Here is a 24,032-nt window from a genome sequence, read left to right as displayed (position 1 = left end):
GGTTACACAACAGCCGTGAATTCAGTATAAACCTGATTCCCGGCAAGCGTGGCGGGCTTTACGTAATAAAACACAGCTTTACCACGGGCAGCTGGACAGGCTGTCAATATTTCCTTTTTTCACCGTATGTATGTGCTTGTTTACGAGAGTAAGTATTTGTAAGAAACCGGGAAGGGGTGACAGGCGCGTCCTACACTGGGTTTGTATTTCTCTCTACCCTGAAGTGGTTTTCGCCAGCGCGCCCGCGCTGGCTTTTTTTTGTCCGGAGCCCGTATGTCCCTCGCTTATCTGAAGAAATCCGCCGGCGCTGCTGCGCTGGCGCTGGCCTTTGCCGTTTCCGCCCATGCCACGCCCGTGATGGACATGCGCGCGGATGAGCTGTTGCTGATGGCGCCCGCATTGAAGGAATCCCTCAAGCTGAATGCCAATCAGTCAACGCTGTGGGCGCAGACCGAGAACCGCACGCGCACGCTGCTGAGGGAGCGCCAGTCGCGCCGCGAACGGCTGCAGGCCGCCAGCAAGCAGGCGCTGGAAGCGAAGGATGTTGAGCTGCGCGAGCTCACCGGCGCGCTCGATGCGGAGCAGGCCGCGAGCAGCGCGGAAGAAAAGCAGTTGCGCGAGCTGTGGCTGACCATGAACGATGCGCTGGACGAGAACCAGCGCCACGCCGTTGCGGTGTTCCTCGGCGAGCAGCTGTCGCGCATCGAAGGCCCGCAGCGCCCTGCGGCGCCGCACCGCGGCGAAGGCGAAGGCCGTGGCGAAGGACGCGGCGGCCATCGGGGCGGCGTGGGCGGACCAGGTGGTGCCGGCGGCATGCCGGGTATGGGTTCCCGAAACTGAGTGCTGCATTCTGCCAACAGAAACATTTCCGAAGATGCATTATGGCGCCGGCTCGTATACGCTAACGGGCTGGCGGCGCGCGCCCATTGCACCGAGCCTGCGCCTGTAACCAAAACTTATAACGGGATACGAAGGCATGAAATACTCGCTGCTCACTCTCAGCCTGATCGCGGCATTTGCACAGGCGGCCGATACCTCGGCCGTCATGTCCGGTGTAGACACCAAATACATCGATTCGCAAGTGCGCGCGCAGGACGATTTCTTCCGCCACGTGAACGGCAAATGGCTGGACACCACGGAGATTCCGGGCGACCAGTCGCGCTGGGGGTCTTTCAACCAGCTGCGCGACGACGCGCTGACCCAGCTGCGCACCATCATCGAAGACCTGCAGAAGCGCAAGGACCTGAAAGGCGAAGAGCAGAAAATCGCCGCACTGTACGCAAGCTTCATGGACGAAGCAAAGCTGGAACAGCAGGGCATCAAGCCGCTGGCCGGTGAGCTGAGCCGCATCCGCGCCCTGAAAGATAAAAAGGCCTTGCCAGGCCTGATAGCGCACCTGAACCGGATTGGCGTGCCGACTCCGTATACGGTCGGCGTGTCGCAGGATGCGCGCGAGTCGACGCGCTACGCCGTCTACATGAGCCAGAGCGGCCTTGGCCTGCCGGACCGCGACTATTACCTGAAAAAAGACGATGCGAAGATGGCTGACGCGCTGGCCAAATATGAGAAGCACGTTGCAAAGATCCTCGGCATGGCGGGCAGCAAGGACGCTGAAGCCGAAGCGAAAGCCATTGTGGCGCTGGAAACCCGCCTGGCCGAAGTGCAGTGGACCCGCGTGGAAAACCGCGACCCCGTGAAGCGCTACAACAAAACGCAGATCGACAAGATGAGCGAAATTGCGCCGGGCTACAACTGGAAGCAGGCCTTGTCCGATGCAGGCGTGGCCACCAAGACCGATTACGTGATCGTGATGCAGCCGAGCTACCTGGCCGGTTTCGACAAGATCGTGCAGGACACCGACCTGGCGGTGTGGAAGTCCTACTTCACCTGGCAAACGCTGCGCAGCGCTTCGCCATACCTCTCCAAACCTTACGCGGACGCGCACTTTGCCTTCTACGACCAGACGCTGAGCGGCCTGAAAGAACAGCCCGCGCGCTGGAAGCGCGGCGTGCAGCTGGTGGAAGGCGCCATCGGCGAAGGCCTGGGCAAGCTGTATGTGGCGCAGCACTTCCCGGCCGACCGCAAGGAACGCATGCAGCACCTGGTGCAGAACCTGCTCGTGGCATACAAGCAGAGCATCGACACCCTGGACTGGATGAGCCCCGAGACCAAGCGTGAAGCCCAGGCCAAGCTGGCCAAGTTCACGCCGAAGATCGGCTATCCGGACAAATGGCGCGACTACACGGCGCTGAAGTTCAACGCCGGCGACCTGCTGGGCAATGTGCGCCGCGCCTCAAGCTTCAGCTACAACCGCGGCATCAACAAGCTGGGCAAACCGATCGACCGCACCGAGTGGGGCATGACGCCGCAAACCGTCAACGCCTATTACCGTCCCACCGCGAACGAGATCGTGTTCCCGGCCGCCATCCTGCAGCCGCCGTTCTTCGACGCGAAGGCCGATGATGCGGTGAACTACGGCGCCATCGGCGCCGTGATCGGCCACGAAATCAGCCATGGCTTCGACGACTCGGGCAGCCAGTCCGACGGCGACGGCAACCTGCGCAACTGGTGGACCGACGCCGACCGCGCCAACTTCAAGGCCAAGGCCGACGCCCTGGTGAAGCAGTACGACGGCTACAGCCCGCTGCCGGGCTACTACGTGAACGGCAAGCTCACGCTGGGCGAGAACATCGCGGACAACTCCGGCCTCGCCATCGCCTACAAGGCCTACAAGATTTCGCTGAACGGCCAGCCTGCGCCGGTGATCGACAATATGAGCGGCGAGCAGCGCTTCTACATGGGCTTCGGCCAGGTGTGGCGCATCAAGGCGCGCGACGAAGCGCAACTGCAGATGCTGAAGACCGATTCCCATTCGCCGGGCCAGTTCCGCGCCAACGGCACGGTGGTAAACCAGCCGGGCTTCTACGAAGCTTTCGGTGTGAAGGAAGGCGACAAGCTGTATCTGAAGCCTGAAGAGCGCGTCATCATCTGGTAATCGATGTGCTAGAGTAGTTTGCCCGGCCACAGGCCGGGCATTCGGCATTTAAAAGCAGTCAAAACAATATCCTTGAGAGGAACACCCTTGAAACGACATCTGCTCAGTGCAATGACGATGGCCGTACTGGCCGCCGTTTACGGTACGGCCGGTGCAGCCGATAAAGCTGCCAAGCCGTCGAAGCCCACCTCCGGCATCGCGGTCGAATACATCGACCCTGCCGTCCGCGCACAGGACGACTTCTTCGTTCACACCAACGGCAAGTGGCTGTCCACCACCGAGATCCCGGCCGACAAGGCAAGCTGGGGCTCCTTCGCCAAGCTGCATGACGACATCCAGCCGCAGCTGCGTTCCATCATCGAGAACGCCGCCACCAACGCCAAGGGCGACGCGGACAAGCAGCGCATCGGCGACTACTACGCCGCCTTCATGGACGAAGCGCGCCTTGAGCAGCTGGGCGCGGCGCCGATCCAGGCCGACCTGGCAAAGATCGCCGCACTGAAGGACAAGAAAGAACTGCCGGCGATGATCGCTTACCTGAACCGCATTTCGGTCGGCGCGCCCATCGACTTCGGCATCCACCAGGACAACAAGGATTCCACCAAATACGTGGTGGACTTCAGCCAGAGCGGCCTCGGTCTGCCTGACCGCGACTACTACCTGAAGAAGGACGACGCCAAGCTGGCCGACGCGCTGGCCAAGTATGAAGTGGCCGTTGCGCGCCTGCTGACGCTGGCCGGCGACGCGAATGCCGCCGCCAGTGCCAAAGCCGTCGTCGCGTTCGAAACCGAGATCGCCAGGATCCAGTGGTCGAAAGTGGAACTGCGCGACCCGGTCAAGGCCTACAACAAATACGAGATCAGCAAGCTGCCAGGCATGATGCCGGGCTACGACTGGAACGGCTACCTGGCCGCCACCGGCATCGCCGGCAAGGTGGACTACGTGATCGTCAGCCAGCCGACCTACTTCCAGGCGCTGGACAAGGTGCTGGCCGATACCCCGCTGGACACGCTGAAAGCCTACTTCCAGTGGCAGGTGGTGCGCTCCGCCGCGCCATACCTGTCCAAGCAGTTCGTGGACGCGAACTTCGACTTCTACGGCAAGGTGCTGAGCGGCGTGACCGAACAGCGTCCACGCTGGAAGCGCGCCGTGGCCTCCACCGAATCCGCACTGGGTGAGAGCATCGGCAAGGTCTATGTGCAGCAGTACTTCCCGCCTGAGTACAAGGCGCGCATGGACGTGCTGGTGAAAAACCTGCTGGCCGCCTTCAAGCAAAGCATCAACACGCTGGAGTGGATGACGCCTGCAACGAAGAAGGAAGCGCAAGCCAAGCTGGCCAAGTTCACCACCAAGATCGGCTATCCGAGCAAGTGGAAGGACTACTCCACGATGACCGTGAAGCGTGACGACCTGCTGGGTAATGTGCGCCGCGCGTCGGAGTACCGCTATGCCTACGAAACCAACAAGCTGGGCAAACCGATCGACCGTGACGAATGGCTGATGACGCCGCAAACCGTCAACGCCTATTACAACCCGGAGATGAACGAGATCGTGTTCCCGGCCTCGATCCTGCAGCCGCCATTCTTCGATCCGAAAGCGGATGACGCGGTCAACTACGGCGCCATCGGCGGTGTGATCGGCCATGAAATCAGCCACGGCTTCGACGACCAGGGCGCGCAGTATGACGGCGACGGCAACCTGCGCGACTGGTGGAGCGAAGCAGACCACAAGAACTTCAAGGTCAAGACCGGCCAGCTGGTATCGCAATACAGCGCCTTCAGCCCGCTGCCGGGCTACAACGTGAATGGCGAACTGACGCTGGGCGAGAACATCGGCGACAACTCCGGCCTTGCGGTGGCGTACAAGGCGTACAAGCTGTCCCTGAAGGGCAAGAAAGCACCGGTGATCGACGGCCTGACCGGCGACCAGCGCTTCTTCATGGGATGGTCGCAGGTATGGCGCATGAAGATGCGTGAACCGGCCCTGATCCAGCAGATCAAGACCGACCCGCACTCTCCGGGCCAATACCGCGCCAACGGCACCATGCGCAACCAGCCCGGCTTCTACGACGCCTTCGGCGTGAAGCCCGGCGACAAGATGTACCTCGAACCAAAAGACCGAGTCATCATCTGGTAAAACGAAAAGGCCGCTCACGCGGCCTTTTTTATCGCTTATGCAGCCCGGGGCAGATGGGGACAGACCCCAATTAGCTCGCCTAATTGGAGTCTGTCCCCGAAAGCCCAGTCCGCCACCGAACTCCAGTCCGCAAAAGAAAAAGGCCGCAACCGCGGCCTTTTCAATTCGGAGCTTGAAGCATCAGCCCTTAGGCGCAGGTGCAGCAGCTTCAGCTGCAGGAGCCGCTGCCGGCGCCGCAGGCACCTCAGGCTCCTTGAACTTGCCACCCGACTTATTCGCCATATACACCACGGCACGCGCCACTTCCACATCATCCAGATCCGGGTTGCCGCCCTTGGCCGGCATTGCACGGATACCTTCGATAGCGTGCTTCACAACGGTGTCATAGCCCTGGGCCAGACGCGCACCCCAGCCGGCGTTATCGCCAACTTTCGGAGCACCGGCAGCGCCGGTACCGTGGCAAGCCTGGCAGGTCGAGGTATAGATCGCTTCGCCGGACTGCAGCACTTTCGGTGCATTAGCGTCCTTCAGGGTGAAACCTTCATCAGCCACCGGCTTCAGGCGGGCGGCAACAGCTTCAGCGGACTGCGCATTCGAACCGGCGCCGGTCAGTTTGTTCTGGGTCACGTAGATGACCAGCAGCGCGATGCCGATAATGGTGATGGCGAAGAAGCCCACAACAGCAGCAACGAGTTGCTTTGGGGTTCTGATGGCGGATTCGTGTTCGTTATGTGCGTCGCTCATGATTTCCTTAGTACAGTTTCCGAAGCTGGGTGGTCCTGGCGTTAGCGTTTTTGCACCATAGCAAGCAAACCCTCGCCAAACCGGCGATTATAGACGGAAAACCCCCTATGGGGAATGCAATATGCTGGCAAAGAGACACTTTCCATGGACGGTTTTCGGGAAACCCGGTATCCTTCGTGTCTCTTCCGATGTACCCCCCGTGCGGCTGTAGCTCAGTGGATAGAGTATTGGCCTCCGAAGCCAAGGGTCGCTGGTTCGATCCCAGCCAGCCGCACCACCCAGTTCCTCCTCAGTATTCAAAGCGACGATCTGCACAATTTGGCGGATTCCGGGCGCGGTTTTCAACTTCGTAACGCACTACACTGCATTCCTTCGACCTAGTTCGCTTCCCGCTGCCTGGCAATCTCCCAGCCGATGACTTCCGCACAGACGGTGCACGGCTGGTCGAATATCCACTTTTCGATTGATTGCATATGAAAAAAACTTTGATCCTCGCCCTGGCGATCAGCGCCGGAATGGGCGGTAACGTCTTCGCCCAAACTTCGATCCCGCCGTCCTTGCAGGCACCTGCGGGGGAAGCGCTCATCGCGACCGTGCACGCGAAGGGCGTGCAGATTTATGAATGCCGTGCGCCGAAAGATGCGCAGGGCAAGTTCGAATGGGCGTTTACCGGTCCCGAAGCGGAACTGGCCGACGCGCAAGGCAAGCGCGTCGGGAAGCACTACGCTGGCCCGCACTGGGAGGCGCTGGATGGCAGCAAGGTCGTAGGAACAGTGCTGCAGAAAGCCGATGCGCCCGATGCCAATGCGATTCCCTGGCTGCTGCTGGGCGCAAAGTCGGTAGGCCCGGACGGTGCTTTCAGCCGCATCAACTCCATCCAGCGCATGAATACGGTTGGGGGCAAGGCGCCGGCAGAGGGCTGCACGGCCGCCAATGCCGGGGAGTCCGCGCGCGTTGCCTATACCGCCGATTACCTCCTTTACGGTAGGCGTTAAACGGCCTGCTTCACTGTCCGAGCAGCTTGATCATCGCTTCCGCAACGCCAACAGAGGATTCCCAGTTCATGCCGGTGATCAGCCGGCCATCGACCTCGACATGGCCCTTCCCGTTCTCGCCATGCACGAACTTGCCGCCGCGGCGCTTGATGCTGCCTTCCACCGAGAAGGGGTAGGCCTTGAAGATCGGCGATTCCTTGTTCAGGAATGCATCCGGGAAGGAAGTGAGGGTTTTGCCCTGGATGAGGAAGCTGCCGTCCTGCAACTTCAGGTTGGTTAAGCCTTCGGTGCCCTGGCAGATGGCGGCGAGCACGCCGCCTTGCTGTTCGTAGATGCGCAGCGCAAGATCCTGCAGCGCCTTGTGCTCCGGTACACCGACGATGGCTGCGCCGCCGCCGGCGAACAGGATGCCTGCATATTCCTCGGCGTTGACGGCGGATACCGGCAAAGTGTGCGCGAGCGCCCACATAAAGTCCCTGTCATACAGGTGCCGCTTGATCATGTCGTCGGAAGTGTTGATCATTTCCAGCGGCACGGCGCCACCGTCCGGGCTCACGAAGTCCACCGCGTAGCCCGCCTTGCGGAACACGTCGTAGGTGTAGGCGAGTTCGGGGAAGTTGTTGCCGGTGTTGACCTTCGTGCCGGGATACTGGTGGGCGTTTGAGACGACCATCAGCACCTTGCGCGCGTGTTTGGGCGCGTCCTCGCGGTAGGCTGACTTGCTGACGATTTTCCAGTTGCCTGCTACTTTTTTGAGCAGGAACACGTCCACATAGCGCACGCCCTGCTTCGGCATCAGGATTTCGGCCTTCGCGGTGGCTACGGTGCCGGTCACGTCCACGCTGATGAGGCGGCCCACCCGGCCGTTGAATTGCGCCTTCCGTTCCGTGGGGAAGAGTTTGGCGTATTCCGGGCCGCTCATTTCCCGCACCCCATCGCCCTGTCCGTCCAGATACAGGCGCGAGTTGGTATAGAACGCCTGGCTGATCTCGGCCTGGTCGTTGAAGCTGGTGCCGTGCAGGTAGAGGCCGACGGTTTCCCTGACGGCATCCTCGTCCTTGACTGCGGCGTTCGCCATGCCGGCGATGGCCATCAATGCGCAGAAGGTCGCGCGCGCTAAAAACTGAATCATGAGTTCACCCTGAATAAATACGTTGATCGAAGCCGCGGCCGTTCGAGACCGCAGGTGCTCAATGATCTATCGGGGACGGCGGCTGGAGAGCCGCCTCAGGCTCCGGAATCGCGATTCCGGAGGGGGTTCAGGCCGCGAAACCGGCGCGGAAGCTGGCGGGCGTCTGCCCGGCGACCTTTTTGAAGGCGGCAAAGAAGGTGGAGTTGGAGTTGAAACCGCAGCGCTCGGCCACGGCTTCCAGGTTCAGCTGCGGCTCGTCGGCCAGCAGCTTCTTGGCTTCGGCGATGCGGTATTCGTTTACGTAGGCATTGAAGCTCTTGTCCAGCTTGTCGTTCAGGACTTGCGACACGGCAGCCTGCGTGCATCCGGCCCGTTTGGCGAGCTGGGCTAACGTCAGGTTCGGGTTCAGGTGCAGTTTCTGCGAGCTCATGAGCTGTTCGAGGGTGGCCAGTACGGCCTGCGCTTCTTCCTGACTGAGCTTGTTGTTCCGGTATTTTTCCTTCGCTTCGGATGGCTCACGCCGCAGCAGGAAAACGAGCACGGTCACGTGAATCGAGAAGGTAAGCGACAGCGCGCCGACTATATAAGAGGTGAACGGCGTGGTTGCGTAGGCCAGCAGGATGAGGCAACTGCCGAAGTACACGCTCAGCAGGAGCAGCGTACTGGCCGACAGGCGGCGCCCAGGTCCAAACAGGGTTGCGCGCGCCTGCCAGAGCGCCGCTCCGCCCGCGAGCAGGTAGCACAGCCAGAATGCGTGAATGCCATAGCTTGAATAGTCCCAGATATGGCGGTAGGCCGCATAGGGGAAAGCGATGCCGGCAGCAATGATCAGGAACGACAGGCCCAGGTGCCAGCGCCATTGCGGGCCCGGAGGCCGGTGGCTGAGCTCATCCAGATAGTAGCGAACGTAGAGCCAGGTAAGCGGGCCGATCAAGAGGCAGGCCGACAGGCCAAGCTGGCGGAATTCCAGTGCAATCCCCGGGTTGAAAAACAGGAAGGTGGATTTGGCGGTGCGGATACCGACCGCCAGCAGCAATGCACCCAGCACGCAGTCCGCCACGCGGCGCGGCCGCCTGCTGAAAAAATAGACAGCCAGGAAGATGCCGTTGATGGCGCCAAGGGCGCTGAACAGGAACAGGATTTGGCGGGCGATCATTGCTGAAGTATAGACATATTCCGGCCATTTCCAGCTCATCGATTCGATAGAAAAAATATATCTGGTGCAAGTATAATTCGTGCAATAATCATAATTCAATTAAAAATAAGACAATATCGGGATGTCTGCAAGGGCATTGGCCCCGCTGCCTCAAGGCAGCGCCGGATAACACACTTCTTGCAGGGGAAATACATGTCGCTACGCACTCTACGGCTGCTCACGCTTGCGCTGGGTACCGCCGTCGCCTTACCTGGTTTTGCGGCCGATTCGCTGACCGCAGCGCAAGCGCTCAATCAGCTGAATGTGGTTGCTCTGAACACCATCAATTCGAATTCGCATGTCGATGGCCGCACCTGGGCGGGCGGCGCCGTGTTCGGCGGCGATTATGGCCAGCATCCGGCAGATGCGCCGGCTTCCGCCTATGCGGGGCTCACGGCGGCTACGGCGTCCAATGTGCACGTGAACGGAATGGGCGCCTACCTGTCCGGTTCCCTGTCCAATTCCATCGTCAATTCGGGCAGCACGGTGGTAATGGGGAGCGCGTCTTCCAATAACTTCAATGGTCCCGCAGCCTACGTGGCGGGGTCGGAAGCGTTCAACAATTTCAATGGCGGCGGCCGTGTCTACAGCCTGACGGGCGACATGCAGGCCATGGCGGACGCCGCGTCGTCCACCAACTTTGCGAACGTGCTGGGTGGCCTGTCGCAGTCGCTGAAGACGGTGGGCGATACCGGCGGCAGCGTGAGCATCAACGGCAACAAAGTTACCTTCAATGCCGTGGCGGGTGTGGATGGTGTCGCAGTGTTCGACCTCAGCGCCATCGATGAAACGGTGTTCGCGAAAGGCGAGTTCGAGTTCAACCTGAACGGCGCGAACACCATGGTGTTCAATACGGACGTGAGCAGCGCGTCGATTGCAGCCAACTTCCTCGGCGGCTCGGCGCAGGCCATCGGCGGCAAGACGATCTGGAACTTCTACAATGCGAGCACGCTGAATATCAACAACCAGTTCGGCGGCTCCATTCTTGCGCTGGGCGCCACGCTGACCAACTGGAACAACATCGAAGGCGGCGTATTCGTCGAGGATCTGGTGCAGCGTGGCGAAATTCACCTGCAGCCATTCGATGGTGTGATTCCCGTGCCGGAACCTGAGACCTACGGCATGCTGCTGGCAGGGCTGGCGCTGGTTGGCGTGTTCGCACGCCGCCGCCCGGCTTAAGCGACGGCTTTCAGCCAGTCATCGCGGTAGGCTCGTAAACCGCGAATATCCAGCGGCGCCGCAATGGCGCCGCTTTTATTTGGGGCGCTGCCCCAGTGGTGCAGCATCCAGCCTCCGCAGGTTGTGCCGCTGCTGTCATCCGCGCTGATGCTGATCTGCTGGTGTGGGCGCAGCGCTGCCAGTAAAGGCGCGAACAGGGGATTGCCGGTGAAGCTGCCCTCAACCACGACAGATGCGCCATCATCCCTTACCCCGAGAGCGTTCAGGCAATAGTCGCTCACCAGGGCGCAATACAAGGTGGCGAGCGCATAGCGCTGCGCGCTGGTACTGGGGGCGGGGCCACGAACGGCGCCAGCCCGGCCGGCAAAGGGGCCGCCGCTCGCGGCGAAGCTGGGCAGGGCGAGTGTTTGCTGCGCTATCAGCGCCTCAAGGTCGTCGATGCTGCAGGTTTCGGCACCGGATCCGGCCAGTGCGGCGAACTCGCGCCCGCCCATGAAACGCATGCAGGCGACCGGCTGGCCGGTGGCGCTGCTGTTGGCGAGCATGTCGGCATTCTCGCGTAGGCGGTCCAGCGCCACACCTGGCGCCGCCGCGATGACCCAGGTGCCGGTGGAGAGCACTGCCGGGGGCATCTCACCGTCAAGATGGCGCAGCAGCGATGCATTGCTATCGTGGATGCCGCACAGTACCTGGCAGTCCGCAGGCAGGCCGGTTTCGGCTGCGAGGGCGGGGCGCAGCGCGCCGAGCGGTGTCCATGCCGGCTGCAGCGGCGGGAAAGCGCTGCGCCATTCCATCACATCTACCAGCGAGGAAAAGCGTTGGCTCGCCGGTTGCCAGAGATCCGTGTGGCAGCCGAGCGAAGTGACTTCACTGGCAGCCATGCCGCATAGCCGCCACGCCCAGTACTGCGGATACATGAGGATGTGGCGCACCTTGCGGAACTGTTCGGGAAAGGTTTGCGCCTGCCACGCCAGCTGCCTGCCGAGGTTCAGGCCAGCAGGGAGCCGGGGCGAACGGGTCGTTTCGTATGCAGGCCGCGTGGCCTCGTAGCCGGGCAGTGCAAACTCGAATTCGTAGTCCTGCACGGGTAGCACCAGGCCTTCATCATCGACCAGCGCAGCGGTTGCGCCGTGCGTTACCGGCACAATGGCGCCTACCTGTGCAAGTTGTGCGAACTCGCGCAGCCCGGCAAGCAGCCATTGCCAGATGCGTTCCGTGTCGTGGTGCGGATAAGGGCCGTCGTTGACGATTGTGTTCGGACTGCGGCGCTCGGCGAGCGTGGAGCCTTCTTCGTTCAGCAGCACCAGTTTGACGTTGGTCTTGCCGATATCGAGAACGATGGTCGCGCTCATTTGGCCGTCTTTTTACCGCGCAAAAGGCGTGGAATGGCAATGGTTGCGAGCAGCAGAACACCGATCACGATGGTCATGTAGATGCCCGGCACGTTGGCAAGCGAGAGCCCATACGTCACCATGCCGAGTACCAGCACCGCCAGCATCACACCGCCGATTGTGCCCGCGCCGCCCGCGATGCTCACGCCGCCCAGAATCACCATGGTGATGATTTCGAGCTCCCAGCCCATTGCGATATTCGGACGGGTGCTGTCGATACGGCCGGTGAGCAGGTAGCCCGCCAGGCCAGCCATGGCGCCGGTGAGCATGAACAGCGCCAAGCGGTAGCGGTCCACACGGATGCCGGAAAAACGCGCCGCCACCGGGTTGTTGCCGATGGCGTAGATGCGCCGGCCCCAGCTCGTGGCGTGCAGCACGATGGAAAAGAGGGCGGCGAAGGCGAGCAGCAGCACGAAGGAGCGCGGAACAATGCCGAAAACATAGCCTTGTCCCCATTCCGTCATCAGCGACGGATAGCCGGTGAATGCCTGGTCGCCCAGCACCACGCTGGCAAGGCCGCGGAACAGGGACACTGTGCCGATGGTGACAACGATGGAGGGCAGGCCGAAGCGCGTGACCATGAAGCCATTGAGCCAGCCGCAGGCGGTGCCGGTGGCCAGTGCGACGAACAGCAGCGCTTCAGCCGGCACCCCATAGCTCTTCGCCAGTCCCATTGCCACCGACGACAGGGCCAGGATGCCGGACACCGAGATGTCGATCTCGCGGCAGATGATCAGCAAGGCCATGGGCAGCGCGATCAGCGCCTTCTCGCTGAAGTTGAAGGTGCTGTCGCTGAGATTGTGCAGGTCCAGGAAGTTGGGCAGCAGCATGCCGCCCGCAATGAACATCGCGGCAAGCAGCAGTACCAGCAGACTTTCCCATTTCTCGACTACGCCGCGCAGGCGGAAGCCCGGACGGTCGGAGATCAGGTAGCGGGAGCCTGGTGGCAGGGGGGTACTCGAATTCATGCTGCGCCTTGCGATTCTGTAGTGAGCTTGCGCGGCAAAATCTGCCGGCCGCCTTGTTTGCCGTGGCGTGCGTTGATCAGTACCGCGGTCAGGATTACGCAGCCGGTCAGTGCGCTTTGCCAGAAGGGCGATACTTTGACCACCGGCAGCGCGTTGCCAATCACTGCGAGGAACAGGCCGCCCAGCACGGCGCCCGCCACGCTGCCGCAGCCGCCTGCAATACTGATGCCGCCGATAACGCAGGCTGCAATCACTGTGAATTCGAAGCCATAGGCCAGCTCCGTGTAGGCGACTGCGTAGCGCGCCACCCACAGGTAGCCGCAGAAGCCCGCCATTGCACCGGCCAGGCCGTAGGTCCACAGCAGGCGTTTGGCAATCGGGATGCCGACGTAGCGGGCGGACGCGGGCTCGTTGCCGATGGCGTAGAGATCGCGGCCAAAGCGGCTGTGGCGCGTGAGGAACCACGCCGCCAGCACGACGGCGGCGGTAATCCATACCAGGTGCGTAACGCCCAGCAGCCGTGTGAGCGGAAAGGCGAGGTAGTCCGGCGGGAACTGGTGCGAAGACACCCAGGCGCCGTTGGAGAGAACGAACACCATGCCGCGATAAACGCTCATGGTGCCGAGTGTGACCACAATCGGCGGCAGTTCGAGGTAGCCGATCAGATAGCCGTTGAGCAGGCCAAGCAGCAGGCCCACGGCCAGCGCCGCGAGCATCACCAGCGGCAGCGGCAACTCGGGAAAGCGCGATGCCAGCAGCGCCGACACCATGCCGGATAGCGCAAGATTGGATGCCATCGAGAGGTCGATGCCGCGCGTGAGGATCACGATCATCTGCGCCAGTGCCAGCATGATCAGCAGTGTGCTGTCCGTGAGCAGGTTGGACAGGCTCGCGCCAGTCAGGAAGACCGGTGCGCGCAGCCCGACCAGCAGGATCAGCGCAACGATGCACAGCGCCAGTTGTGGCTCGCGTTGTTTGAGCAGGGAGCGCATCAGCATTCCTCCGGCGCCAGCACGCAGCCGGAAGCTGCGGCAACCAGCTGCTCGGGCGTGGCGCCATCGCGATCGAAGATCTGTTCGATCCTGCCCTGGTGCATCACGACGATACGGTCGGCAAGCCCCATCACCTCCGGCAGTTCCGAGGATACGAGGATGACCGAAAGGCCTTGCGCCACCAGCCCGCCGACGAAGCGGTGCACCGCGGCCTTGGAGCCAATATCGATACCCTTGGTGGGCTCGTCAAGAATCAGTACCTTGGGCTGGGTGGCCAGCCATTTACCCAGCACTACCTTCTGCTGGTTGCCGCCGGAGAGCGCGGACACATGCTGCGTAAGATGCGCAGCCTTCAGTTCCAGTTGTTCCGCATAGTGCCGTGCGACCGAATTCTCCTGCGTGCGGCGTCCGCGCAGGAAAAAGCCGACTTTGGAGAGGATGGGCAGCGTGATGTTGTGCAGGATGGGCAGCGTGAGGTGAGCGCCCTGGTGCTGGCGGTCTTCCGGAACGTAGGCGAGCCCGCGTGCGATGGCTTCCGCCGTATCGCCGATGGCAAATGCCTCTCCGTCGAGCGTGACGGCGCCGCGCACGCCTGCGCTCAGGCCGAACAGCGCCTGCATGACTTCCGAGCGGCCAGCGCCAACCAGACCGTAGAAGCCGAGGATTTCGCCGCGCCGCAACGTGAAGCTCACGTCTTCAAATTCCGTCGGGTGGCTTAGGCCGCGCACGTCCATCACCACGGCGCCGGGCGTGACGTCGGCCTTCGGGTAGGCCTGCTGCACGGTGCGGCCCACCATCAGCGCGACCAGTTCCGGTTCCGTGATATCGGCCAGTGCGCCGTCCGCAACGAACTGGCCGTCGCGCAGCACCGTATAGCGATCGGCGACCGTAAAGATCTCATCGAACTTGTGCGAAATGAAGATAACCGCCGTGCCGGCTGCGCGTAACTGGCCGATGATGCGGTACAGCTCCTGGATTTCGCGCTGCGACAGCGAGGCCGTGGGTTCATCCAGGATCACCACCCGCGCATCCTGCGACAGGGCGCGCGCGATCTCCACGAAGTGGCGCTGCGCCACGCTCAGGTCTTTTACGCGTGTGCGCACCGGCATTGCTACATCCAGCCGCGCGAACAACTGCTCGGCTTCGGTTTCCATGCGCGCCCAGTCGATGCGGCCAGTGCGGCCGGTGCAGGGCTGGCGGCCGATGTAGATGTTTTCGGCCACGGTGAGCTCATCGAACATCACCGTTTCCTGATGCACGGCGGTGATCCCGGCGCGCATCGCATCCTGCGCGCTGCCAAAGCCTTGCTTTACACCGCCGAGCGTAATGCTCCCTTCATCGGGCTGATAGATGCCGGTGAGGATTTTCACCAGCGTGGACTTGCCCGCGCCGTTCTCGCCGATCAGCGCCATGACTTCGCCGCCGCGTACCGACAAGCTCACCTTGTTCAGCGCCGCAATGCCGGCAAAGCGCTTGCTGACACCGGAGAGCGCCAGCAGCGGTGCCGTGCCCGATTCCTGATCCAACTGATGCATAAAAGGCTAAGGCTTCAGAAGATTTTGGAGAACTGGTCCACGTTCCCCTTGTTGTAGGTGAAGGGCGGCGCCATTGCGGCTTCGCCTTTCTCATCGATGGCAATGCTGCCCATGCGGCCTGCCGACACGCTACCGCCTGCCTTCGCCGTTGGCTGGCCTGTGACGAAGCCGTAGGCCGCGTATGTGGCTGCATAGCCAAGGTCGATAGGATTCCAGATTGCGAATTCGAGCACGGTGCCGCTGTGCACATGCCCCGCCATTTCGGATGGCAGGCCAAGGCCGGTGACGAACACCTTGCCCACCAGGCCCTCATCCTGCACCGCGCGGCTTGCAGCATTGATGCCGACGATGGTTGGGGCAATGATGGCCTTCAGTTTCGGGTTGCTGCGCAGGAGGCCGATCGCTTCGCGGTAGCTCTTGTCGGCCTGGTCGTCGCCGTACACGGTAGCCACGAGTTTCATCTTGCTGAATTCCGGCTGCTTGAGCACGTCCTTCATCACGCCGATCCAGATATTCTGGTTGGTGGCCTGCGCGGAAGCCGACAGGATGGCGATTTCTCCCTCGCCGCCAATCGCGTCCGACGCCATGCGGATCTGCTTCAGGCCGATGAGCTGCGCATTCGACGGATGCAGCTGCATCAGCCGTCCTTCCTGCGCAATGCCGCTGTCGAAGGACAGCACCTTGATGCCGCGCGCCATGGCGCGTTTGGTGATCGGCACCAGCGCGTTCGGATCGTTGGCGGAGATAACGATTGCGTCCACCTTCTGGCTGATCAGGGAATTGATGATTTCAATCTGGCCTTCGGCACTTGGCGTGGTGGGACCGGTATAGATGATCTCAACGTTCTTCAGTTCCTTCGCTGCTTCCTGAGCGCCGCGGTGCGCGGCGTCGAAGAAGCCGTTGCCCAGGTTCTTCACCACCATCGCAATGCGGATCTTCTGCGCTTCCGGCGCTGCGGCTTTCTTCTCGCCGCAGCCCGCCATCGTCACCAGCACCGTGGCGGCCAATGCCGCCGACAGAATTTGCTTGAGCTTCAATGTGCAACCTCCGCCTGGAACAGGCCGGCGGCCGGATAATCGAAGGCCGGATTGAATGCAGCGGGCGTGAGGACCGGCTGCGGCAGGGCTTCCGGCGCCACCGTCACCACGCGCACGCCGGACTGCTCCAGCAGCTGCACGGCCGAATCCGAAGCATCGGTGTCGGTGATGACGGTCGAAACGCGGTTCAGGCCACACAGGATCAGGCCTGCACGCTTGGCGAACTTGGAGCTGTCGGCCAGCACAATCAGTTCCTCGGCCTGGCTGATCAGGCGTTTCTCGGCCTGGATCAGCAGCGGATCGGCTTCCATCAGGCCCAGCAGCGACAAACCGTACACGCTCATGAACATCTTGCCGGCGTAATGGTGCTGGGTGATGTCGTTGTCGAAGGGGCTCAGGATCACGTTCTGCTCGCGGTAGACCTTACCACCCGGCAGAATGATCTCGTTTTCGCTCGATACCAGCAGCCGTTCCGCCATCAGGAAGGAGTTGGTGAGGATTTTCAGGTGCCGATCCATGAGGAATTCGGCCATCATGTAGGTGGTGGTGCCCCCGTTGATGATGATGGTTTCACCCTCGCTGCACATGCCCGCCGCATAGCGGGCGATGGCGCGTTTGCGCTCCGCATGGCACTGGATATTGTTCTGGAATGTTTCGCTGGTGAGCGTGAATTCGCGCCGCTTCTGCTCAACATTACTGGCGCCGCCGCGGGTGCGGGACAGCAGGCCGCGGGCGGCCAGCCAGCTGATATCGCGCCGCACAGTGGCGGGCGAGACGCTGAGCCATTCAACCAGCTGGGGCACGGTAGCGGCACTGTGCTCAGCCAACAGCTTCAACAAACGTTTACGGCGCTTGTGGTTCACCATGTTGTCTCCTTTTTATCGTGACTGTGTCACTTTATTAACGGTAGAGACTACGCACATAAAAATCCGCCGTCAATCAGTCTTCGATCAAAGATTTGATTGTTTTGTCCCGGCCGCGCGATCAGTTCAATCATCGTCTTGATTATTTACGTCTTGCTCAATAGGTTGATTGCTTCTGCATTGACACTGCATGGCCCCTGATTTCTACTGGGTGCCAGCATTTTTCAACAATGACGGAGACCCAAAAATGAATGAAGCCGAGCAGCAGGCGCCGATCACTTCCCTCTGGGACGATAAGCTCGCCGCAACCATGAGCGAGCCGGAGCTGCTCTTGTACCGCTCAAACCTGCTCGGGTCCGACCTGCGCATTACGAACTTCGGCGGCGGGAATACCTCGGCCAAGGTGACGATGGCCGATCCCCTGAGCGGCGCGGATGTGGAAGTGCTTTGGGTGAAGGGCTCCGGCGGGGACCTGGGCAGCATCAAGCTGGATGGGTTCTCCACCCTGTACATGGACAAGCTGCAGGCCCTGAAGGGACGCTATCGCGGCCTGGCGCATGAAGACGAAATGGTGGCTTACCTGCCACACTGCACCTTCAACCTGAACCCGCGCGCAGCCAGTATCGACACACCGTTACACGCTTATATCGACCGCAAGCATGTCGATCACATGCATCCGGACGCGGTGATTGCGATTGCAGCCTGCGCGGGCAGTGAAGCGCTGACCCAGAAAATCTTCGAAGGCGAACTGGGTTGGCTGCCATGGCAGCGTCCCGGCTATGACCTGGGCCTGAAGCTCGAAGCGCTGTCGAAAGCGCAGCCGCACCTGAAAGGGCTGATCCTGGAAGGCCACGGCCTGTTCACCTGGGGCGATACCTCCAAATCCTGCTACGAAACCACGCTGGCGGTGATTCGCCGCGCGGAGGAGTGGCTGGCCGCGAATGTGAAGCAGCCTTCCTTTGGCGGCGCGGCGGTGCAGGCCCTGCCTGCCGAACAGCGCCGCGCGCTGGCCACTCGCCTGATGCCCCTCCTGCGCGGCAAGATCAGCCAGGACGAATACAAACTGGGCCACTTCGATGACAGCGCCGCCGTGCTGGAATTCGTCTGCAGCCGCGACCTGAAGCCGCTGGCGGCGCTGGGCACTTCCTGCCCCGATCACTTCCTGCGCACGAAAATCCGTCCCTTCGTCATCGATTTCGATCCGCTGAATCCGGATTTCGACAAGATCGTGGCTGGCCTCGACCAGGGCCTGGCCGACTACCGCGCCGACTACATTGCCTACTACGAGCGCTGCAAGCATGACAACAGCCCTGCCGTGCGCGACGCGAATCCGATCATTTACCTGATTCCCGGCGTGGGCATGCTGTCCTTCGCGAAGGATAAGGCTACTGCGCGCATCGCGGGCGAGTTCTACGTAAACGCCATCAACGTGATGCGCGGCGCGAACGGCGTCGGCACCTACGTGGGCCTGCCGGAACAGGAAGCCTTCGACATCGAATACTGGCTGCTGGAAGAAGCGAAGCTGCAGCGCATGCCCAAGCCCAAAAGCCTGGCGGGCCGCATTGCACTGGTGACTGGCGGCGCAGGCGCCATCGGCCAGGCGGTAGCGCGCCAGCTGCTGCAGGAAGGCGCTTGCGTGATGCTGACCGATATCGACGGCGAAGTGCTGGCGCAGGCGCACAACGACCTGGTGAAGCGCTCCGGCAAGGACAGTGTGGGCAGCGTGGTTGCCGACATTACCAGCGAAGACGACGTGGAAAAGGTGCTGCAGGCGACCGCGCTGCAGTTCGGCGGCATCGACCTGCTGGTATCGAATGCGGGCATCGCATCCTCCGCGCCGCTGGACCAGACCTCGCTGGCCATGTGGGAACGCAACCAGAACATCCTCTCCACCGGCTACTTCCTGGCCAGCCGCGCGGCCTTCCGCCTGATGAAGCAGCAGGAACTGGGCGGCAGCATGGTATTCGTCGCCTCCAAGAACGGCCTGGTGGCATCGGCCGGCGCGGCTGCCTACTGCACCGCCAAAGCGGCGGAAATCCACCTGGCGCGCTGCATTGCGCTGGAAGGCGCGCCGCACCGCATCCGTGTCAATGTCGTCAATCCGGACGCCGTGATCCGTGGCTCGCGCATCTGGGACGGCAAATGGAAACAGGAGCGCGCGCAGTCGAATAAAATTGACCTGGACGACGTGGAAGATTTCTACCGTGAGCGCAGCATGCTGAAACTGAGCGTGCTGCCGGAAGATATCGCGGAGGCGGTGTACTTCCTGGCGAGCGACAAGGCGGCCAAGAGCACGGGCAATATCCTGAACGTGGATGCCGGCAACGCCGCTGCATTTACGCGCTGAGCACGTCCAGATCAAAAAAACGGAGACAAGGATGAGCATTATCGATAGCGGCCGCGTGGCCGAGCACAACGCCGCGCTGCGCGCCGGCCTGGAGGCCGATTACGAGGCGCTGGGCGGCATGCTGGGCCGCCGCGGACAGGACATCGAGCGCCTGACCGCACTGGCGCAGACTTTTGCCGTGGCACTGCCCAGCTGGGGCGTGGGCACCGGCGGCACCCGTTTCGCGCGCTTCCCCGGCAAGGGCGAGCCGCGCAACGTGTTTGAAAAGCTGGAGGACTGCGCGCTCATTCACCAGCTCACGCGCGCCACGCCGGGCGTATCGCTGCACTTCCCTTGGGACGCCACCAACGATCCTGCGGCACTGCGCCAGCAGGCCGAAAGCCACGGCCTGTACTTCGACGCCGTGAACTCGAACACCTTCCAAGACCAGGCGAACCAGCAGCACAGCTACAAATACGGCAGCCTGACCGCCAACGATGCTGCGGTGCGGGCGCAGGCGGTGGAACACAATATCGCCTGCATCGAACTCGGCCGCGCCCTGGGCTCGAAGGCGCTGACGGTGTGGGTGGGCGATGGCGCCAACTTCCCCGGCCAGCACAACCTGCGCGGCGCGCTGGAGCGCTACCTGGACAGCGCGCGTGCCATCTACGCCGCGCTGCCTGCGGACTGGCATATGTTCATTGAACACAAGCTGTTCGAACCCGCGTTCTACGCCACCACCATTGCCGACTGGGGCACCAGCTTCGCCTGCGCGCAGGCGCTGGGCGAAAAGGCGCGCTGCCTGGTCGACCTCGGCCATCATGCGCCGAACACGAATATCGAGATGATCGTGGCGCGGCTGGCGCAGTTCGGCAAGCTGGGCGGCTTCCACTTCAACGACAGCAAGTACGGGGACGATGACCTGGATTCGGGCAGCATCAATCCTTTCCAGCTCTTCCTCGTGTTCAATGAGCTGGCCGATGCCGCCGAACGCGATGGCGCGGCCTTCAATCCTGCCTATATGCTGGACCAGTCGCACAACGTCACTGATCCCATCGAAAGCCTGATGAGCAGCGCAGCGGAAGTGCAGCGCGCCTTCGTGCAGGCGAACCTCGTAGACCGCGCGGCATTGCGTGAGCACCAGCAGAATAACGATGCGCTGCAGTCGGCGCAGACGCTGAAGCATGCCTACCGCACCGATGTGAGCCCGATCCTGGCAATGGCGCGGCTGCGTTCCGGAGGCGCCATCGATCCGGTGGCCTGCTACCGCGCCAGCGGCTACCGCGCGCAAGCGGCGGAGAAGCGGCCTGCGAAGGCCGGCGCCAGCAGCAGCGGCATCGTCTGAGCGGCCCGGCACATGGCGCGCACCGTACCTGCCCTGATCGGCGGCTTCTGCGTGGCGATGTTCTGCATGGCCGGCGCGGCAGCCGCGCCGGTGCAGCACTACGCGAATCCGGTTATCCACGCCGACTATTCCGATCCTGACGTCATCCGCGTCGGTGAAGACTATTTCCTCGTCGCTTCCAGCTTCCACTTCTCGCCCGGATTGCCGGTGCTGCAGTCGAAAGACCTGGTGAACTGGAAAATCATCGGCCATGTGCTGAACCGGCTGCCTTTCCATCCTTCCTACAATATGGTGCCGCCGTACACGCTGACGGATGCGCTGTCGAAGCCGGTGGGCGAGGGCATGCGCTATGCGGGCGGCGTGTGGGCGCCGTCGATCCGGTATCACAACAAGCGCTTCTACGTGTACTGGGCGACGCCGGGCGAAGGCATCTTCATGAGCTCCGCCGAAAATCCGGCCGGCCCATGGACGGAGCCGGTGACAGTGCTGGCTGGCGCAGGCTACGAGGATCCGTGCCCGTTCTGGGATGACGACGGCAAGGCCTGGCTGGTGCACTCGAAAGTGGGCGCCGGTCCGATCATCCTGCACGCCATGAGCCCCGACGGCAAGACGCTGCTCGATGAAGGCAAGACCATCATCGAAGACAAGGTCAACCTGCCGATCCTGGAAGGACCGAAAGTCTATAAGCGCAATGGCTACTACTACATCTTTGCCCCGATTGGCGGCGTGAGCACCGGCCCGCAAGCCGTGATGCGTTCGCGTTCCATCCAGGGACCGTATGAATACCGCTCCGTGCTGATGCCGGGCAACGGGCTCGATGGCCCGCACCAGGGCGGCTGGGTTGAAACGCCGTCGGGGCAGGGCTGGTTCATCCATTTCAACAGCACGGGCGCCTTCGGCCGCATTACCCACCTGCAGCCGGTGGCGTGGAAGGAAGATTGGCCGGTGATGGGCGAGCAGGGCCTGCCGGTGCTGAACCACCCCGTGCCGCAGACAGCGGCGCGGTCGCCGGATTACCGGCTGCAGAACTCGGACGAGTTTTCCGGCAGCGCGCTTGGCCTGCAATGGTCCTGGAACCACAATCCGGATGCAGGCCGCTGGAGCCTCACGCAGCGTCCGGGCTTTATGCGCATCGAAGCGAACAAGGCCCGCTATCTCGTTGGCGCAAGGAATACGCTGACGCAGATTCTGGAAGGGCCTGCAGCCGAAATCAGCACTCGCATCGAATTGGCCGGCATGGCGGATGGCCAGCGCGCGGGTCTTAGCCTGTTCGGCGTGAAGGTGCCATGGATCGGCGTGGCGCGCGAGGGCGGTGCGAACTACCTGACCTATTCGAATGCGGGTGAGGAAACGCGCGGCGAGAGGATCGCCGGCGCTTCCATCATCCTGCGCGCGCATGTGCGCAATGACCAGACCGTGCAGTTTTCCTATTCCCTGAGCGAGAAAGACGCCTTCCGGGATTTCGGGCCTGTCACGCCGCTGGCGAAATTCTCGTGGTGGAAGGGAAGCCGCCCGGCGGTATTCACCTACATCCGTTCCGATATTGATGAAGTCAAATCAAGCAAGCCCCTGAACCAAATCCATCACAACTACATCGACGTAGACTGGTTCAGGGTAAATATAGTCCGATAACAGTAAGGAGACAGCTGATGGTGTCAACGATTTCCCATAATCCTCAACGCCGAAAGCTGGCCCTGGCCCTGGGAGGTGGAGTGCTCGGCGCCATGCTGCCGGCAGCAGCCATGGCTGCGCCGTGCGGCAAGGCGCCGGAATGGGCCGACCAATTGCGGCGCGACCTGGACAAGATGGCGCTGCAGCTCACGCAGACGCTGCGTCCGTGGCCGGTGCCCGAACGCGTATTCGAACCGGAATCCTACGGCCTCGAAAAAGGCGCGCTCGCAACACCCGCCATCCAGCGCGCGGTGGATGCCTGTGCGGCCGCCGGTGGCGGTACGGTGCGCCTCGCGAAAGGCGAATACATCAGCGGCACCATCGACCTGCGTTCCGGTGTGATGCTCGAAATTGCGGAAGGCAGCCGCCTGGTGGCCAGCACCAACCTGGACGACTACCCTGAGCGCAAGGCGAACAGGCTTACGGTCCAGGACAGCAATATGGGCATGAACCAGTCGCTGATCTTCGCCCAGGGCTGCGAGCGCGTGGGCCTGTGCGGCAAAGGCCTGATCGACGGCCGCGGCACCAAAACCAACTTCCCGGGCGAGCAGACCATCGGCGCTACGCCGGGCCGGCCTTTCCTGATCCGCATGCTCGACTGCAAGAACGTCGTGATCCGCGACCTGCGCATGCAGGACTCGCCATGCTGGATGCAGAACTACCTGAACTGCGAAGACCTGATCGTGGACGGCATCCACGTTGAGAACCAGTCCAACCACAACAACGACGGCCTCGATATCGACGGCTGCCGCCGCGTTATCGTGCGCAATGTGTTCATCAATGCGGAGGATGATGGCCTGTGCTTCAAGGGTGCAAGCCAGCGAAACGGCGAGAATATCCTGATCGAGAACTGCGAGTTTTACAGCAGCTGCAATGCGCTCAAGTTCGGCACCGATTCGCAGGGAGACCTGCGCAACGTGCTGGTGCGGAATGTGGTGCTGGGCGGCCCGTCGGAGCAGATGCGCTCCATCAAGCGGCGCAAGGCCGATGGCGGCATTTCCTGGGAAACCGTGGATGGCGGCACCGTGGAACGCATTCTCGTGCATGATGCGAAAATCGTGCGTGCCGAGAGTCCGCTGTTCCTGATCCTCAGCGATCGTGGCCGTGTGAGGCCGGAGCAGAAGCGTCCCGGCCCGGGCACGCTTCGCCATATCGTCTATGACCGCATCAGCGGCGAGAACAACGGCATGCGCGGTTCCTTCTTCACCGCCATTCCCGGGAAGCCGATCGAGCATATCCTGCTGCGCGACGTGAACCTGGCCATGATGCCTGCCACCGAACCGGTGCTGGAAGCGGCCAAAGTGCCCGATGGACGTGACCTGTACCCGGACCCGCATATGTTCGCCACTGTGATGCCTGCCTACGGCCTGTGGGCGCGCAATGTGCGCCACCTTACGCTGCAGCGCGTGCGCTTCACCGTGGCCGGCAAGGATGCGCGCCCCGCACTGATCGCGCCCGGCGCCTGCAGCCTGGCCTGATCCGCAAGGCGTAAAAAACCCCCGGCAGTTTGCGCTGCCGGGGGTTTTTG

General features: G+C 62.1%; 18 protein-coding genes and 1 tRNA gene. 10 read left to right on the top strand and 9 right to left on the bottom strand.

The window, feature by feature from the left end:
• Window positions 1-273 precede the first annotated feature (273 nt).
• The 3 genes from ACJRPG_RS11240 to ACJRPG_RS11230 all read left to right on the top strand — a co-directional run bounded on the left by ACJRPG_RS11240 (window position 274) and on the right by ACJRPG_RS11230 (window position 5,131).
• Window positions 274-840 carry a hypothetical protein gene (locus ACJRPG_RS11240; RefSeq protein WP_408000169.1) on the top strand — a complete coding sequence of 189 codons (567 nt, stop codon included), beginning with the start codon at window positions 274-276 and terminating at the stop codon, window positions 838-840.
• Between the two features lie 136 nt (window positions 841-976).
• The gene (locus ACJRPG_RS11235) at window positions 977-2,995 is read left to right on the top strand and encodes a M13 family metallopeptidase (RefSeq protein WP_408000168.1); all 2,019 of its coding nucleotides are present in this window, start codon (window positions 977-979) and stop codon (window positions 2,993-2,995) included.
• 111 nt (window positions 2,996-3,106) lie between these two features.
• Entirely contained in the window at window positions 3,107-5,131 is a 2,025-nt protein-coding gene (locus ACJRPG_RS11230) for a M13 family metallopeptidase (RefSeq protein WP_408000498.1), read from the top strand.
• A 180-nt stretch (window positions 5,132-5,311) separates the two neighbouring features.
• Here the strand turns inward: ACJRPG_RS11230 and ACJRPG_RS11225 are convergent, their stop codons facing one another.
• A complete protein-coding gene (locus ACJRPG_RS11225; protein ID WP_408000167.1) occupies window positions 5,312-5,875 on the bottom strand; it encodes a c-type cytochrome in 564 nt (187 codons plus the stop codon).
• A gap of 201 nt (window positions 5,876-6,076) precedes the next feature.
• Between ACJRPG_RS11225 and ACJRPG_RS11220 the strand changes: the two genes are divergently transcribed.
• Window positions 6,077-6,152 (top strand) — tRNA-Arg (locus tag ACJRPG_RS11220).
• Window positions 6,153-6,348: 196 nt separating this feature from the next.
• Window positions 6,349-6,870: a DUF3455 domain-containing protein gene (locus ACJRPG_RS11215; RefSeq protein WP_408000166.1), complete on the top strand. Its 522-nt coding sequence runs from the start codon at window positions 6,349-6,351 to the stop codon at window positions 6,868-6,870.
• Between the two features lie 10 nt (window positions 6,871-6,880).
• Here ACJRPG_RS11215 and ACJRPG_RS11210 read toward each other — a convergent pair whose 3' ends face one another.
• Together ACJRPG_RS11210 and ACJRPG_RS11205 are read right to left on the bottom strand one after the other, a co-directional pair.
• Window positions 6,881-8,002: a nuclear transport factor 2 family protein gene (locus ACJRPG_RS11210; RefSeq protein WP_408000165.1), complete on the bottom strand. Its 1,122-nt coding sequence runs from the start codon at window positions 8,000-8,002 to the stop codon at window positions 6,881-6,883.
• A gap of 127 nt (window positions 8,003-8,129) precedes the next feature.
• Window positions 8,130-9,158: a helix-turn-helix domain-containing protein gene (locus tag ACJRPG_RS11205; RefSeq protein ID WP_408000164.1), complete on the bottom strand. Its 1,029-nt coding sequence runs from the start codon at window positions 9,156-9,158 to the stop codon at window positions 8,130-8,132.
• A gap of 192 nt (window positions 9,159-9,350) precedes the next feature.
• Between ACJRPG_RS11205 and ACJRPG_RS11200 the strand changes: the two genes are divergently transcribed.
• Window positions 9,351-10,376, top strand: a complete 1,026-nt coding sequence (locus tag ACJRPG_RS11200) for a collagen-binding domain-containing protein (protein WP_408000163.1) — start codon at window positions 9,351-9,353, stop codon at window positions 10,374-10,376.
• On the opposite strand, the gene ACJRPG_RS11195 is transcribed toward ACJRPG_RS11200, so the two are convergent.
• Genes ACJRPG_RS11195 through ACJRPG_RS11170 form a run of 6 tightly spaced genes read right to left on the bottom strand, consistent with a single transcriptional unit; the run spans window position 10,373 to window position 17,165 of the window.
• A complete protein-coding gene (locus tag ACJRPG_RS11195) occupies window positions 10,373-11,728 on the bottom strand; it encodes an FGGY-family carbohydrate kinase (RefSeq protein WP_408000162.1) in 1,356 nt (451 codons plus the stop codon). The genes ACJRPG_RS11200 and ACJRPG_RS11195 overlap by 4 nt on opposite strands.
• A complete protein-coding gene (locus ACJRPG_RS11190) occupies window positions 11,725-12,735 on the bottom strand; it encodes an ABC transporter permease (protein WP_408000161.1) in 1,011 nt (336 codons plus the stop codon). Before ACJRPG_RS11190 ends, ACJRPG_RS11195 begins: the two co-directional genes overlap by 4 nt.
• Window positions 12,732-13,727, bottom strand: a complete 996-nt coding sequence (locus ACJRPG_RS11185; RefSeq protein WP_408000160.1) for an ABC transporter permease — start codon at window positions 13,725-13,727, stop codon at window positions 12,732-12,734. Before ACJRPG_RS11185 ends, ACJRPG_RS11190 begins: the two co-directional genes overlap by 4 nt.
• A complete protein-coding gene (locus ACJRPG_RS11180) occupies window positions 13,727-15,262 on the bottom strand; it encodes a sugar ABC transporter ATP-binding protein (protein ID WP_408000159.1) in 1,536 nt (511 codons plus the stop codon). The genes ACJRPG_RS11185 and ACJRPG_RS11180 overlap by 1 nt, the downstream gene beginning before the upstream one ends.
• Before the next feature lie 14 nt (window positions 15,263-15,276).
• Entirely contained in the window at window positions 15,277-16,299 is a 1,023-nt protein-coding gene (gene rhaS, locus ACJRPG_RS11175) for a rhamnose ABC transporter substrate-binding protein (protein ID WP_408000158.1), read from the bottom strand.
• Window positions 16,296-17,165: a DeoR/GlpR family DNA-binding transcription regulator gene (locus ACJRPG_RS11170; RefSeq protein ID WP_408000157.1), complete on the bottom strand. Its 870-nt coding sequence runs from the start codon at window positions 17,163-17,165 to the stop codon at window positions 16,296-16,298. Before ACJRPG_RS11170 ends, rhaS begins: the two co-directional genes overlap by 4 nt.
• 244 nt (window positions 17,166-17,409) lie before the next feature.
• Between ACJRPG_RS11170 and ACJRPG_RS11165 the strand changes: the two genes are divergently transcribed.
• Genes ACJRPG_RS11165 through ACJRPG_RS11150 form a run of 4 tightly spaced genes read left to right on the top strand, consistent with a single transcriptional unit; the run spans window position 17,410 to window position 23,982 of the window.
• The gene (locus ACJRPG_RS11165; protein WP_408000156.1) at window positions 17,410-19,509 is read left to right on the top strand and encodes a bifunctional rhamnulose-1-phosphate aldolase/short-chain dehydrogenase; all 2,100 of its coding nucleotides are present in this window, start codon (window positions 17,410-17,412) and stop codon (window positions 19,507-19,509) included.
• Window positions 19,510-19,540: 31 nt separating this feature from the next.
• Entirely contained in the window at window positions 19,541-20,833 is a 1,293-nt protein-coding gene (gene rhaI / locus ACJRPG_RS11160) for an L-rhamnose catabolism isomerase (RefSeq protein WP_408000155.1), read from the top strand.
• A gap of 12 nt (window positions 20,834-20,845) precedes the next feature.
• The gene (locus tag ACJRPG_RS11155) at window positions 20,846-22,465 is read left to right on the top strand and encodes a glycoside hydrolase family 43 protein (RefSeq protein WP_408000154.1); all 1,620 of its coding nucleotides are present in this window, start codon (window positions 20,846-20,848) and stop codon (window positions 22,463-22,465) included.
• Window positions 22,466-22,482: 17 nt separating this feature from the next.
• Entirely contained in the window at window positions 22,483-23,982 is a 1,500-nt protein-coding gene (locus ACJRPG_RS11150) for a glycoside hydrolase family 28 protein (protein WP_408000153.1), read from the top strand.
• Window positions 23,983-24,032: the final 50 nt, after the last annotated feature.

The organism is Pseudoduganella rhizocola (genome assembly GCF_045984285.3).
Taxonomy (GTDB): domain Bacteria; phylum Pseudomonadota; class Gammaproteobacteria; order Burkholderiales; family Burkholderiaceae_D; genus Rugamonas.
Note: the sequence above shows the minus strand (reverse complement) of the source record. Positions and strands in the feature narration are given on the sequence as shown.